Source organism: Anaeromicrobium sediminis (genome assembly GCF_002270055.1).
Classification (GTDB): Bacteria; Bacillota; Clostridia; order Peptostreptococcales; family Thermotaleaceae; genus Anaeromicrobium; species Anaeromicrobium sediminis.
In genome coordinates this window covers 127,977-141,484 of the sequence record NZ_NIBG01000001.1, presented here as the reverse complement: position 1 = coordinate 141,484, position 13,508 = coordinate 127,977, and the positions used below count along the sequence as shown (strand labels likewise).

Below are 13,508 nucleotides of genomic sequence, written 5' to 3'. Positions count from 1 at the left end.
ATTATTATTTTAGACAAACAGAAATCTTTTGTCTGTCGAATTTTGTCTCTAGTTTGTAGATATGTGAAATTATGGTGTAATATTACCGAACGCATGTTTGTAGTTAAAACTATAAGAAGGGAGACACAGGATGGAAACAGCAGCAGTGTACGCTAGAAAATCTAAGGCTACTGACAAGGGAGAATCTACTGAAAATCAGATAAGTCGTGGAGTAGCCTTATATAAATTACGCGGGTGGAATTATATTGTAAATGAAGATTATTATTACTCTGGAAAGACACTAGAAAGACCTGCATTTGAAAGAATGATGCAACATATGAAAGAGTGAATAATTTGTACAGTTTTAAAATATTTATCCACATTGTCTTTCCCAATAAGCTCCATTAAAATTAGCCTATTTTGCTAATCATTCAACATAATACATCACCACTCATATATTTATAATACTACTCTTTCTATTTCTTTCAGATCTTCTCTCACTTGTATTATTTTGAACTCATTGACTTCTTCTATTCTCTTATTAGTAACTGCTACAATTAAAGGGATAGTAGGAAAATATTTCTTATATTCTTCTGTATTGTAAAATTTCTTATATTTATCTATATTGAGCTTCTGATTGCTTATTTGAACTTCTACACAGGCAATATACTTCTTATTATTAACTACATATCCTACAAGCCCATCTGGTCTAATGTTCCCTAGTATAACTTCATTTTCAAATGCTTTTATTTCTACAATTTGGGATAATTCGGCATAGAAATCTGTTAATAATAATCTGTGTTTCATCTGTTTGGGTCTTTTAATGTAATACACATATTCGTTAGCTATATTATGCCTATATCGTTGCAGTTCTTTGTATTCATAGAGTTTTTTTAGTCGTTTTTGAGCTACTAATAGTGATGGGTAAAATAATTTAGCTATAGTAGATGTTTTGGCACATTTAAATTTTTCTATAAAATTAATTACTTCTATATCTCTATTAGTAATCATTTTACTTACCTCCTAGTTGGCTAAAGAATTCAAAACTTTCTACTTCACCTATATCCCTTTTATTTACCGTTCTAACAAAGTTTTTATCTATCCCCTTATTCTCTTTCCTGTAAGTATGCTTAATCAAATTTCTAGCCTTCTGTGCACCTAAATACATAGATTGTAATTCGATTTCTTGACCATTATATCTAAGTATTCCATGACCTTTACCCTTGAGACTTTCCAATCCTGAGTGATCTATTATGATACGTGAATTTACTTCGTTCATAGTTTTTAGCCCTAACACGACTGGAATATTAGCTTTTAAATCTCCTGTGATAATTGTAGCCGAAGGTCTTTGAGTGGCTACGATAAGATGAATGCCACACGCCCTTGCCTTTTGTGCTAGTGAAATTAATATTTCTATACTATCTTTTTCACCTGATAAGTCTGCAAATTCATCAATGATAATTACTTGATAATCCAGCCTTTTTTTCTTGAATTTTTGATTATATTCCTTAATATCAACAACATTATTCTGAAAAAACAAATCATATCTCCGATATACTTCGGCACTCATTTTCTCTAGAACCTTGTATGATTGTGTCTTATTTCTACTAAAACTATCTACTAATTTACAATTTTTAAATATATTGAATTCTGCTCCATTTTTTAGGTCTATGAGGTGTAATTTAAGTTGACTTCTATTCTTTGTAAGCATTAAATTTGTAAGTATACCTCTTAATGTTGTACTCTTTCCTGATCCTGTCTCTCCAGCGATTAACATATGAGGGCTACCATAACTTAAATCCACTTTGACAATTTTATTGTTGTATTTGTAGCCTACTGGAAACTCAATATTGCCGTCACATTTAACGACCTCATAATCAAAACTTTCCAGTTCCTTTTCTATCACTTCTATAATAATATTTTTATGTTTGTATTTGATGTTAACCCTTCTATCCAAATACTGTTCTATGGCTTTCTTATTCTTTTGGAAGTCATTTTCACTTAGACCTAATGGTAATGAAAATCTAAGACAATAACCATACTTAGTTTTCTTTTTCTCTCTGAGCTGTGGTAGCATTTCACCTTTTTTCAAGTTACAGTTATTGAATAAAGTATCCCATTTCTTATCTGTGTGGTAATAATGTGTTCCTATGCTTGTTGCTCCACCAATCATAAGGGCAATTTGATAGGGTATCGTGTTAACTCCCAAAGGTAAAGTTCCTAGGGCTTTAAATAGAAAAGCTAGGGAAATAGAACTAAGTCCAGTTGTCAAAAGTGAATTTTTAAATTTATCCTTTTCATTTGTGGTACCTTGAATTAAATCAAACATATTTTTGGTTCTTCCCATACAACTCACCTCACACATGACTATCTACTATCCTGTTGACTGGGCGGTCTATTGTTGTGTCCTCGGCTGTCACTCGTTACTCCTCCACATTCGTTCGTCGTTCCTCCTATACTACGTCGAAAATATGGTCTAACGTAGTAATATACACATATTAGTGTAAGTTGCGTACTTATGGGTAGCTTACAAGGTAACTGATAGTCTAATTTATAGTTTATTGTATGAAGTGATATGATAAAAATTGCCTGTACCATATAGTTTTTTATCATGACATGATAATGTATGCATAAAAAAATGATACTTATTTTTCTAAGTACCATATGTCGTTAATTGTTCTATTTAATTTTTCACTTATCTTTAATGCTCTCTCTATAGGTGGTACTGTATTTCCATTTTCCCATTTTGTATAAGTTTGAATACTAACATCTAGTATCTTGGCAAACTCACTTTTATTATCTAGCATATATTCCTTTAGTCGGATTTCTTTTAATTTATTCCCTACGCCCATAATATCCCCTCTTACTCTTTTCTTTCGTACATATTATGTATTAGACGCATATATTGTAATTCCTCTAATCCTTCTAAATCAAATATTAGTTTTATTTACTCTATATCATTCTGATGTTAATTATCTGAAAAAACCTTTACCGCATCATCATTATGATCTGTTATGAATTTCTTAATTCTATTTTTTATTTCTTCTCCGATAGACTCTGCTTCTAAGAGATCTTTTTCTGCATCCCAATTGTCAGAAATGAGAGTAGTACTTTTTTCTCCTCTCCCACTCTTGTATTTAACAAAAATATCTGTATTTTCTTCAATTGTATTCATCATTTTTTCAATATCTTTATCTTCCTTTACTACATCAAAAGCTATTAATGCCACTCTGATGTTATCTTTTCCCATTTTTATTTCATAATGAGTTGCCGGTATTGTTTCATTTTTGCTCCATCCTGGTAAACATTCAAATTCTTTATCCCAAAATCTAATCCTACTCTTCTCTTCATCATACACAATAAAATTATCAAATCCGCCTAACATTCTAATAGCTGCATTTGTCATTTCTGTTCTCTGACTATCTGTAAATTTTAATTTTCTCACTTTGAATTCCCCCTTCATTCTATCCGCTAATTGATGTAGGTCAATTCCTATAATATTTCTTAATTTCAACAAATCTTCCGCGGTTAATGCATTATTTTTTATTCTATTATAAAAAGTTTTATAATTAACACCCATTTCATCTGTGAGCCAAGTTTTTTTAATTCCTTTTTTCTCAATTGTTGATTCTATATGCTCTGCCAGCTTCACTTTAATTCCTCCTACACCATTTTATAGGAATATATTACCATAACTACATGTAATAGTCAACTATTTTTTTCTCATATTTTACACAGTTTTACGAAAAAGCATTTTTACATTTCTATAAAAGATTAAATTTAAAGCTCTTATGTTCACATGAATAATTCTTTCTCCTTTTGCTTTATTATTCTTTAGGATAGATGGTTGCAAGAGTTGCATTATATATTTAGTGAACTTCCAATATAGAACAGGTAAAAATTTACTGAACCCCAAAGTTCGGACTAGATAGAAGTCCGGAAATAGGGATGTTTTACAAAATTTAGCTGTCCTTTTGTTTGTATAAAAATAAATTCATTAATATAAAACAACTTTGTATAAACTCATAATGCATATGGATAGAATACATATGAGGTGATATTATGAGTATAAATGTTGCAATGGCAATAATCTTTGGAGTTGTTATAATAAACATTACAAATGTAGTTTATAAGTATTTCAGATCAATAGAGTTGGCAAATATCGAAATTAAAAAGTTTTTATATGGAATTCACTCCAGAAGAAACTTATATAATCTTACAGCAAGAGAATTTGAGGAATGGACTGCTCTATTTTTAAGGAAAATAGGATATGAAGAAGTTTTTGTAACATCTATAACATCAGATGGTGGAAAAGATATAGTTTGTAAAAATAACGGTCAGAAAATATATGTAGAATGCAAAAAGTTTATGTACCAAGAATTAGCTGAATTACTTAATTATAATGGAGAAAACGTCAGCGCTGTTAATGTTGGTAGAGAAATTGTGCAAAAACTAGTCGGTGCTATGGTTGGTGATGGAGTTCACAAAGGAATAATAATTACCACAAGTTCATTTAATAAAAATGCATTAGAATACATAGAAAAGCTTCCAAAGGAATATCAAATTGAATTAATTGACGGAAAAACATTGTGTAAGAGATATGAGGAAATTATCTCTGAGGAGTTTGGTATATCTAAGCCAATACCATTTGTAGATTTAGTGAAAAATTTTCATATTAATTTACCAAAAAGAAAGTAAGCTGTACTCACCTATGTACAGCTTACTTTATTATTAACCATTTTTAATTTTCTCCTATCTGAAATATATCTATAGTCGTTATTACGAACTTTACAACTAATTAGTTTGGTAAAGATATGTTTCTTTGCATAATCTATTCCTCACCTCAAATTAATTATTTTCTCTTTGGTTATATTTATCTATATGCTTTTGAATATCTCTCAAAATCATTTCTTTTTCTTCGGTTGTCAAATTATCTTTGTTTGTGATATGTCCTTTGCTATCATATTCTTCTATAATTTGTACTATTATATTTTTTATGTCCATATAATAACCCCTTAAATATATTTATAATTAAATATTATAACATAAAAAGAACAAGAGAATTATCCCCTTGTTCAGTGTTAATTATTGTGTTATGAATTACAAGTTCAGATTTTCTTTTCACTTAATCTATTAATCATCGAATCTATCAACAAGTTTACCTTTAGGATTATAAAGTTCTGCTGGGTCACTTTTGCTATTGTTCCAATTACCTTCACCATCAAGCCAATGGAATTCTACATCTGAATTTTTTGCAGAGTCGCCAACCTTTACAGATGAATTTGAATCTAAAGTGAATTTCGGGAATGTAAACGACTGACTACCTCTTACTGATATAATCTTCCATCCTGTAAGATCTACTGACTTACCTCCTGAATTTGTAATTACAATATATTCAGCTTTTTTATCCAGCTCAGTAATCATTAATTCTTTGCTCATCGTAGTTGTTTGGCTCTCAGTTGGTATATTTGTTTCTAATTTTGCATTGACTTCATCTGGATTCACATTGTCAAATTCGTCTTGTACAACATTTCCATTAATTGTGTATGTGTAACTATAATGACTTGGTATCTGAGTATTTGTATTTGGGTAAGTTATTACAGCAAAAAAATCTGTACAACCATCTGCATCTCTAATGGCTTTTTCCATATATGCTTGATCTCCATGTCTATTAAGGGTACTATTTTGAGGAGTTATGTTGTATGCATTTGATACTCCTCCAAGAGAATCAGCTATTACATGACCTTCGTCTAAAGTTGTACTTTCAACCCCAGGAACTTTAGCTTCGTCTCTGTAATATCTTCCAGTTGATAGAACAGGTTCAGTAGATTCATCTTGTAAAGTAATTTTCCTCGCTATCACTTTAACTAATTGACCATATTCATTCGTGTAAGCATAATATTCTCTATCACCATATCCTATATCTACAACAACGTTAGGCTCTCTATATCCTGATTGATTTCCACCATCAACTTCAATTAATTTATTTCCTTCAAGTAAATCTTCTGTTATCAATACTTCTTCCCTTTTTACTTGTTCTTTATCTGAAGTAATAGTTTTGGCAACCTCATTTGATTTTAAAACTGCTTTTGTGCTTTCAATTTTATTATTGCCGCATCCTGCAACTATAAATGTTGATATTAATACAATGCATAAAACCGCGGTTAATTTTTTGATTTTTTTAAATTTAAAGACTCTTTCTGCATTTATCATCCTCATACTCTCCTTATCATCTAATTTCATATAATTGAAAAAAGATTTTTTATCTCTTTATTTTTCTTATTTAGAATCCACTTAAGTTTATATTATAATTCCAATAATTACAAATGCCAATATGTTTGTTATTAATAAATTTACTCTTATGATTGAAGCTATAAAGGTGTTGTATATTTAAATAATACATAGTATGTAATTTCTCCAAAAAGAAAAAAATAAGGGCATGAGAATTAAATCACACACACTAATCTATTATCATGTCTTTTCTAAGTTTATCAAAAACTATAGTTTCTAATATTTTATAAAAATCTTCTTCTGTTGCAGTAGGTTAATAGTTAAATGTAACCTCATATTTAGTTCTATTAACTATATATTCTCTTTTTCTTTTTTGATCCATGTGTATTCCCCTTTATATTTAATCTATGATTCCATCTTTTCTTAATTATAGCAATTTTGAGTAATAAATACTGTGGGAATATATTACATTGGTTTGGCTAATACTAACAAAAAAGGAAAAGGATTAATTATTATGAATGTTGTGTATATGTCTAATTTAGTAATTATAATACTGGGAATAAGTTTTTTTACTTTAATCGTAAGTTTGTTTTTACTATTTGGCTTGGTAGGGGTTTACAAAGAATTATAGATACTATAGAATTAATTTAATAAATACTTTTAGACATCTATTCAATTTATTTTGAAAATGAACACATGTCTGAAAATATTTTTATTAAGTTTTAATTAAATTATCGTTTTTTACGTACTAATTTTTCTAGTTCTTCACTGGACATAGAATCTGTACGTTGTTTAAAGTTATGAAACTTATTAAAAGGTCTGTTATGTGGCGTAACAGACTTTTTACTTTTTTGTGATTCTTTTTTCTTCTCTCTAGTTTTACATAAGTCTATTTGTAGCTTAATATTTGAGCAAATTTTGCTTAAATATGCTTTGATGTCTATTATAGTATTATTGTTGTCTAAAGCCTTCCTCAAGGCTACTAGAGCCTTATTTACTATATCTTTGTTATATAGCTCTTCCAATTCTTTTCTTATATCCAAAACAATCATTTCATTCTTTTTTGTTTTTGTTTCACTCTTTGCACTACTCTTTTTTTCTTTTTGAACCACCCCCACAAAAATATATGTATTAGTATCATATTCCTTCTTAGTAGGATTGTAAGAAGTGTGCTTAATAAGCACCTTCTTATCTATTAATCTATTAATATATTTGAGTACAGTGTTCTTGGATACACCCATCTCCTCGGAAATTCTTCTAATTCCTACTTGGGCTTTCATGGTAGTGAAATTAGCAAACTTTTTAATAGTCATGTAGGTAGAAATTTCAAGACCGTGGAGTCTATTTAAGATCTGATGATCTATAGATGCATACATTACTTTCTACCCCCTCTCATGGTTACTAGAGGACTAAATTGCTGATAGTTTTTTCTAATATCTGCATCTGTGAGGTCTAAATATGCTTTTTCCGTAACCTTTACACTACTATGACCTAGAATTTTTGATAATGTATATATATTTCCACCTGCCATCAGGAATCTTTTCGCAAAATTATTTCTAATTTGATGTGGATGAATGTTTATTCCAACTCTATTACCGTAATCTTTTATTTTTTTCTCAAAGGTTCGGACCAAGAGTGGAGTGCTTTTTTTTGTGCAAAATAAATATTCTGAATTTACATATCTATCTTTATATTGTAACCACCTTCTGAGATCTCTCTGCATAATTTGACTATAGTACACATATCGTCCTTTATTATATTTAGTATTTTCTGCAGGTAAATATATACTTCTATGGTTAATATCAAGATCTTTATTTTTTATATTTAGACACTCTCCTATTCTCATTCCTGTATCTAATAGTAGATTAATAATTACATAATCTCTGTACTCATGGAACTTTGTTGTATCAATATGTCTTAGCATATTTGAAAATTGCTCATCAGAGACATATTCTTTAGGCTTTCTTTCATTCCTTAATGCTTTTATATTTTTAACTATATCTTTCTTGATATATGTTTGCTCTTTTAAAAAATTAAAAAATACTTTAATATTTCTAATATAATTATTAACTGTAGTAATAGAAACTTTTTTCGAATAGTCTGTTCGATTGTTAGGTTTATTTTGTAAAACAGTATGTTTGTTTGAAACTACAGTATATTTACCTCTCTCTTTGAGATAATTAATATATTCTCTTAGTATTTTTTCAGTAACTTTTTTTACATCTATGATATTTTTTTCTTCTATTAAATATTTAGAAAATAATCTCAAAGTTTGCTCATAACTTGCCATAGTTTTCCTAGATAAATTTTTTGACTCACAATAAATCATAAATTCATCAATCATTAATTCCATTTTTTGCATAAAAATAGACCTCCTTCATTTACGCATAAATGAAGAAAGTCTATCGGTGTAAATTCTAAAAGTTATACACTTTTTTTAGCAGTACAGCACTTTGGATAAAAAGCGAACCGACTTCAAACCCTTGCTGCTACTGGTTAAACTGCAGTTCTTTCTATTCTTAATTTATCTGCTACCATAGCTATAAATTCACTATTAGTAGGCTTACCCTTATCATTATGTACTGTGTATCCAAATAGATTGTTTATAGTATCTATTTTTCCTCTGCTCCATGCTACTTCAATAGCATGTCTTATAGCTCTTTCAACTTTACTTGGAGTAGTGTTAAATTTCTTAGCTATAGATGGATATAATTCCTTAGTAACAGCGCTTAACATTTCAATATTTTCAACTACCATTGAAATTGCTTCTCTTAAGTATAGATATCCCTTAATATGAGCAGGAACACCAATTTCATGTATAATATTAGTTATTTCTGCTTCTAAACTTTGAACCTTATGTGGTCTTGTATTAGTATTTATTAATAAATCTCTATAATCAGATTTTCTTTCAACAGGTATAGTAGCAGCTCCCATTAACTGACGAATTCTTCTAATGAAAATTTCAAAATCAAATGGTTTTACAACATAATAATCTGCTCCTAAAGCAATTGCCCTTTGAGTAATTTTGTCCTGTCCAACTGCAGATAACACTATTATTTTAGGCGTTTTACTTAAATTCATACCTGCTAACTTTTCTAGTACAGCTAAACCATCTAAATGTGGCATTATAATGTCTAATACTAAAACATCTGGTGGGTTTTTTGCAACTAAGTCAATAGCCTCTAAACCATCTTTAGCAATACCTATAATTTCTAAGTCATCTTGCTTTCCTAAATATTCACATAAAATATCACAAAAATCTTTATTATCATCTGCGATTAAAACTTTCACTGTATCCACTGAATTATCCCCCTATCATTTGACTATGTAAACTAATCGACTCTAATTAAGTCCTAAAAAAGAAATTCGACAAATGAAAGGGATTTCCTTCTAATTTTAAAAATATTATTGTTTTTTTAATACAAACTTTTATTTTATTATTTATATATTTAGGAAAACTACCATAAATAGTCAGAAAAGGATGTCCTAAGGACATCCTCTTCTTGCTAATTTACTTTCATATTGTTGAATTTGAGCTTTATCTATCATCCATTCAATAAATATTCCATATCCTTTAGTAGGATCATTTACAAATACATGGGTAATAGCTCCTACTAATTTTCCATTTTGGATGATAGGACTACCGCTCATCCCTTGAACTATACCACCAGTTCTCTTTAATAATCTTTTATCTGTTACTTTTATTACCATGCCCTTAGTGCTACAACTTCTTTGTTTACTTACTTTTTCAATATACACGTCATATTCTTCTACTGTGCTATTTTCAATAGTAGTTAGTATAGTAGCCTTACCCACTTTAATTTCATGCTGTCCTGCCACCTCTATGGGCTTTGAATATATGGAATTATCCATAGGCTTATATAAATGTCCATATATCCCGAATTTAGTATTATACTCTAACTTTCCAATTGGTCTATTAGTATCATAAAATATACCCTTTATTTCTCCTGGTTTTCCTCTCTTACCTTGCTTTATAGAAGCAACTTTTGATTTTATTACTTCTCCTTTTTCTACTGTCAATAATAATCCTGTATCAATATCAGTTATAGCATGACCCAATGCGCCAAAGACTTTACTGTTCGGTTCGTAAAAGGTTAAAGTTCCTACACCTGCTGTTTTGTCTCTTACCCATAAGCCTATTTTATAATCTTTTTCTTCATAGGTTTGTACAGGAGTAATACTAGTTTTAAAAGTTCTATTTTTTCTTTTTACTTTTAATTTTAAAGATTTTTCTTTATTCTCATTTATTACACTTATAACATGTTGAGAATCTTTTACCTTTTCACCATTTATTTCTAAAATTGTATCACCTATTGCGATTCCAGCTTCATGGGAAGGATTATATTTTTTCCCATCAATCCCCTTAATGTCTTCAGTTCCAACAACTAAAACACCTTTAGTATTTAATTTTACACCTATACATTGACCTCCTGGAATTACTTTAAGTTTAGGCATTATATTTACAGTTACTTTTTTTATAGGAATTAATCCTAAAAAATTTAACTCTAAATTAGTTTTTCCCTTTTTAATAGGGTTTACATAGGTGGTAGTATAATTATTTTCTTGTATTCTTAAAAATTCATTCTCCTCTTGTAAGGTGCTTACCTTGAATGGAAAATTAACATCAATTGGCTGTTTTTCATTTTCAAATACTCTTACATTGTTTGGAAAAGTCAAAACATTAACTAAATCATAACAGGCAAATAGGGAAAAGACTATTAGAATAAAAAACAGCAAAAAAAAGCGCTTGTTTTTATAATTAGTCAAATAATATCACTCCTATTTTCCCTTGAAGCATTTAAATTGTGTTTAATAGATTTGTGATATATGTTTAATTTAGCCTTTTTTTCACCTTATTATTCTCTAAAAAAAACTCTTCATTTGGAAGATTTTAATGATTAGACAATTTTAACTTGTTTATACTAAAATAAATTATTATATGCACAAAAAAAGTCCATGTTTGTTAAAATCATGGACTTTTTTATTCTATATTATACTTTTTTTATATGACTTGGCTAAATTTAACAATTCTTCCGCATGTTTTAAGGTTAAATCAGTTATGGAATTTCCTCCTATTAATCTACCTATTTCATTTAACTGTTCTTCATAAGTTAATCTTCTTATATTTGTAGTTGTTGTATCTTTGTCATAAGTTTTTTCTATATAAAAATGATAGTCAGCCATTTTTGCAATTTGTGGTAAATGTGTAATACACAGAATCTGATGATTTTTAGATATTATTCCTAGCCTTTCACTTACAATATCAGCAGTTCTTCCACTTATTCCTGTATCAATTTCATCAAATACTAAGGTAGGCACTTTATCAACATTTGCAAATATTGTTTTGAACCCTAACATAATTCTAGAAATTTCCCCTCCAGATGCAATTTTTGAAAGACCTTTTAAACTTTCTCCTGGATTTGTAGAAATTAAGAATTCTACTCGATCTATTCCATTTGCTGAAAAGACATTTGCCATGGATGAGACTTCAGCAAATTCTACCTTGAATGCTGCATTTTCCATATTTAACACTTTCAATTCATCTTCTAATTCTCTTTCAAGCTTCTTGGCTAACTCTTTTCTAATTAGACTTAATTTTAAAGAAATATCACTTAAATCCTTTTCTACAAAAACAAGACTTTCTTTCAATTCTTCCCTTAGTATCTCACTATTATTTATATATTCTAATTCTTCTTCTATCTTATCCTTATAGATTAATATATCACCTATTGTATCTCCATATTTTCTCTTTAAATTGTCTATTAACTCTAATCTATCTTGAATTTCTTCTAATCTATTAGGGTTATATTCCATGGAATCATTATAATCTCTTATTTCTCGAGTAATATCTTCTAAATTATATAGACTTTCTTGTAATGTATCATATATGCTTCCTATCCTGCTGTCTATGTCTTTTATACTATCTATTTGACTCACTATATTATTTAACTCATCTACTATGGACTTTTCTCTACTATTTCCACTGTATAGACTTTCGTATGAATAACTCATTGTATTGGAAATCTTTTCAAATTGAGATAGGATATGTAATTCTTCTATTAAAGATTCTTCCTCCTCAACTTTCAAATCAGCTGACATGATTTCATTAACTTGGAACTCTAATAAATCTTTTTTTCTTTCTCTTTCTCTATCATCACCATATAACTTACTCAGTTGTGTTTGTATATTTTTATATTCCTCATATTTATGTTTTACTTCATCCATTAACGGTGATATTTCCTTTTCACCATATGCATCTAACATGTGAATATGATTTTCTGGGTATAATAAAGATTGATGAGCATGCTGACTAAAAACATCTATTAAATATTTAGACAGTTCTTTTAAATATGAAACTGTCACCATTTTATCGTTAATACGACATGTACTTCTCCCATTTGCATATACAGACCTAGATATCATTACTATATCTTCATCTATTAACTCTATGTCATTACTTAAAAGTTTTTCTTTTAACTCATTGTTACTTATGCTGAAAATCAATTGAATAGTAGCCTTTTCTGCATTTTTTCTCACAATGGACTTGTCTGCCCGTTCTCCTAAAGCCATACCTATAGCTCCAATTAAAATAGATTTACCAGCTCCAGTTTCTCCACTAAGAATATTTAACCCTTGGCAAAATCTAATTTCTAATTTATCTATCAACACATAGTCCTTAATCATTAGTTGCAAAAGCATACTCATACCCCCGCTTTATCTTTAGTACATTAATTTCTTAAATTGTTCTACCAATTCTCCTACACAGTCTTCAGTTCTAGCTAATATAAATATAGTATCATCACCAGCTATTGTACCCACTATATCTTTTATATTTAAGGCATCTATTGCAGCGCATGCTGCTTGGCCTGCTCCTGTTAAAGTTTTTAATACAACTATATTTCCTGATTTATCAATGGACAAAATGGAATCTTTAAAAATCTTTACCAATCTGTTTGAGGCGGAACTTTCTTGAAGTTTCATAGTGGCATACTTATATTTACCATTTAAAGCTAATACTTTAATTAATCTTAATTCCTTAATATCTCTAGATACGGTAGCTTGTGTAACATTAAAACCATTTTCCTTTAAAAATTCAGATAATTCTTCTTGCGTTTCAATTTCATAGATTTCTATTAGTTCTAATATTTTTGCATGCCTAGAATATTTCATCTACTCAGTCCTTCCATCTTATAGTATATACATTTACATTTCTACACTATTTCATTATTCCCTTTAAGGTCTTTATTTTAAATAATTAGGAATAAAACTTAATCTTA

Annotated in this window: 14 protein-coding genes; 2 read left to right on the top strand and 12 right to left on the bottom strand. The window is 29.1% G+C overall.

All coding sequences use genetic code 11. The features are described from left to right. Positions 1 to 130: 130 nt before the first annotated feature. On the top strand, positions 131 to 328 hold the full coding sequence (locus CCE28_RS00705) for a recombinase family protein (RefSeq protein WP_095129965.1): 198 nt from the start codon (positions 131 to 133) through the stop codon (positions 326 to 328). A 110-nt stretch (positions 329 to 438) separates the two neighbouring features. Here the strand turns inward: CCE28_RS00705 and CCE28_RS00700 are convergent, their stop codons facing one another. The 4 genes from CCE28_RS00700 to CCE28_RS00685 form a co-directional block, all read right to left on the bottom strand. After that, positions 439 to 990: a hypothetical protein gene (locus CCE28_RS00700; protein WP_095129963.1), complete on the bottom strand. Its 552-nt coding sequence runs from the start codon at positions 988 to 990 to the stop codon at positions 439 to 441. 1 nt (position 991) lies between these two features. Beyond that, positions 992 to 2,326, bottom strand: coding sequence for an FtsK/SpoIIIE domain-containing protein (locus tag CCE28_RS00695; RefSeq protein ID WP_176461578.1), 1,335 nt, complete (start codon positions 2,324 to 2,326; stop codon positions 992 to 994). Positions 2,327 to 2,624: 298 nt separating this feature from the next. Continuing rightward, complete coding sequence (locus tag CCE28_RS00690; protein WP_095129959.1) at positions 2,625 to 2,831, bottom strand: helix-turn-helix transcriptional regulator; 207 nt, start codon at positions 2,829 to 2,831, stop codon at positions 2,625 to 2,627. A 116-nt stretch (positions 2,832 to 2,947) separates the two neighbouring features. Further along, positions 2,948 to 3,631, bottom strand: a complete 684-nt coding sequence (locus CCE28_RS00685) for a hypothetical protein (protein ID WP_095129957.1) — start codon at positions 3,629 to 3,631, stop codon at positions 2,948 to 2,950. A 410-nt stretch (positions 3,632 to 4,041) separates the two neighbouring features. Here CCE28_RS00685 and CCE28_RS00680 point away from each other — a divergent pair, with 410 nt between their 5' ends. Next, positions 4,042 to 4,677 carry a restriction endonuclease gene (locus CCE28_RS00680; protein WP_095129955.1) on the top strand — a complete coding sequence of 212 codons (636 nt, stop codon included), beginning with the start codon at positions 4,042 to 4,044 and terminating at the stop codon, positions 4,675 to 4,677. A gap of 150 nt (positions 4,678 to 4,827) precedes the next feature. Here the strand turns inward: CCE28_RS00680 and CCE28_RS21940 are convergent, their stop codons facing one another. The 8 genes from CCE28_RS21940 to CCE28_RS00645 form a co-directional block, all read right to left on the bottom strand. Then, complete coding sequence (locus CCE28_RS21940; RefSeq protein WP_176461577.1) at positions 4,828 to 4,983, bottom strand: hypothetical protein; 156 nt, start codon at positions 4,981 to 4,983, stop codon at positions 4,828 to 4,830. 129 nt (positions 4,984 to 5,112) lie between these two features. After that, a complete protein-coding gene (locus CCE28_RS00675; protein ID WP_207652824.1) occupies positions 5,113 to 6,222 on the bottom strand; it encodes a lamin tail domain-containing protein in 1,110 nt (369 codons plus the stop codon). A 719-nt stretch (positions 6,223 to 6,941) separates the two neighbouring features. Next, on the bottom strand, positions 6,942 to 7,586 hold the full coding sequence (locus tag CCE28_RS00670) for a helix-turn-helix domain-containing protein (protein WP_095129951.1): 645 nt from the start codon (positions 7,584 to 7,586) through the stop codon (positions 6,942 to 6,944). Further along, positions 7,586 to 8,572, bottom strand: a complete 987-nt coding sequence (locus CCE28_RS00665) for a tyrosine-type recombinase/integrase (RefSeq protein WP_095129949.1) — start codon at positions 8,570 to 8,572, stop codon at positions 7,586 to 7,588. Before CCE28_RS00665 ends, CCE28_RS00670 begins: the two co-directional genes overlap by 1 nt. 134 nt (positions 8,573 to 8,706) lie before the next feature. Continuing rightward, positions 8,707 to 9,510, bottom strand: a complete 804-nt coding sequence (gene spo0A / locus CCE28_RS00660) for a sporulation transcription factor Spo0A (protein WP_095129947.1) — start codon at positions 9,508 to 9,510, stop codon at positions 8,707 to 8,709. A 186-nt stretch (positions 9,511 to 9,696) separates the two neighbouring features. Next, positions 9,697 to 10,998 (bottom strand): SpoIVB peptidase, encoded by a 1,302-nt coding sequence (spoIVB, locus tag CCE28_RS00655; protein WP_095129945.1) that lies wholly within the window; start codon positions 10,996 to 10,998, stop codon positions 9,697 to 9,699. Between the two features lie 219 nt (positions 10,999 to 11,217). Next, positions 11,218 to 12,930, bottom strand: a complete 1,713-nt coding sequence (gene recN, locus CCE28_RS00650; protein WP_176461576.1) for a DNA repair protein RecN — start codon at positions 12,928 to 12,930, stop codon at positions 11,218 to 11,220. Positions 12,931 to 12,951: 21 nt separating this feature from the next. After that, a complete protein-coding gene (locus CCE28_RS00645; protein WP_095129940.1) occupies positions 12,952 to 13,401 on the bottom strand; it encodes an arginine repressor in 450 nt (149 codons plus the stop codon). Positions 13,402 to 13,508: the final 107 nt, after the last annotated feature.

Coding starts and splice junctions, on each gene's coding strand:
- CCE28_RS00695 (WP_176461578.1), bottom strand. CDS start 2,326: ATGGGAAGAACCAAAAATATGTTTGATTTAATTCAAGGTACCACAAAT.
- CCE28_RS00705 (WP_095129965.1), top strand. CDS start 131: ATGGAAACAGCAGCAGTGTACGCTAGAAAATCTAAGGCTACTGACAAG.
- recN (WP_176461576.1), bottom strand. CDS start 12,930: ATGCTTTTGCAACTAATGATTAAGGACTATGTGTTGATAGATAAATTA.
- CCE28_RS21940 (WP_176461577.1), bottom strand. CDS start 4,983: ATGGACATAAAAAATATAATAGTACAAATTATAGAAGAATATGATAGC.
- CCE28_RS00680 (WP_095129955.1), top strand. CDS start 4,042: ATGAGTATAAATGTTGCAATGGCAATAATCTTTGGAGTTGTTATAATA.
- CCE28_RS00665 (WP_095129949.1), bottom strand. CDS start 8,572: ATGCAAAAAATGGAATTAATGATTGATGAATTTATGATTTATTGTGAG.
- CCE28_RS00700 (WP_095129963.1), bottom strand. CDS start 990: ATGATTACTAATAGAGATATAGAAGTAATTAATTTTATAGAAAAATTT.
- CCE28_RS00675 (WP_207652824.1), bottom strand. CDS start 6,222: ATGAAATTAGATGATAAGGAGAGTATGAGGATGATAAATGCAGAAAGA.
- CCE28_RS00690 (WP_095129959.1), bottom strand. CDS start 2,831: ATGGGCGTAGGGAATAAATTAAAAGAAATCCGACTAAAGGAATATATG.
- CCE28_RS00670 (WP_095129951.1), bottom strand. CDS start 7,586: ATGTATGCATCTATAGATCATCAGATCTTAAATAGACTCCACGGTCTT.
- CCE28_RS00645 (WP_095129940.1), bottom strand. CDS start 13,401: ATGAAATATTCTAGGCATGCAAAAATATTAGAACTAATAGAAATCTAT.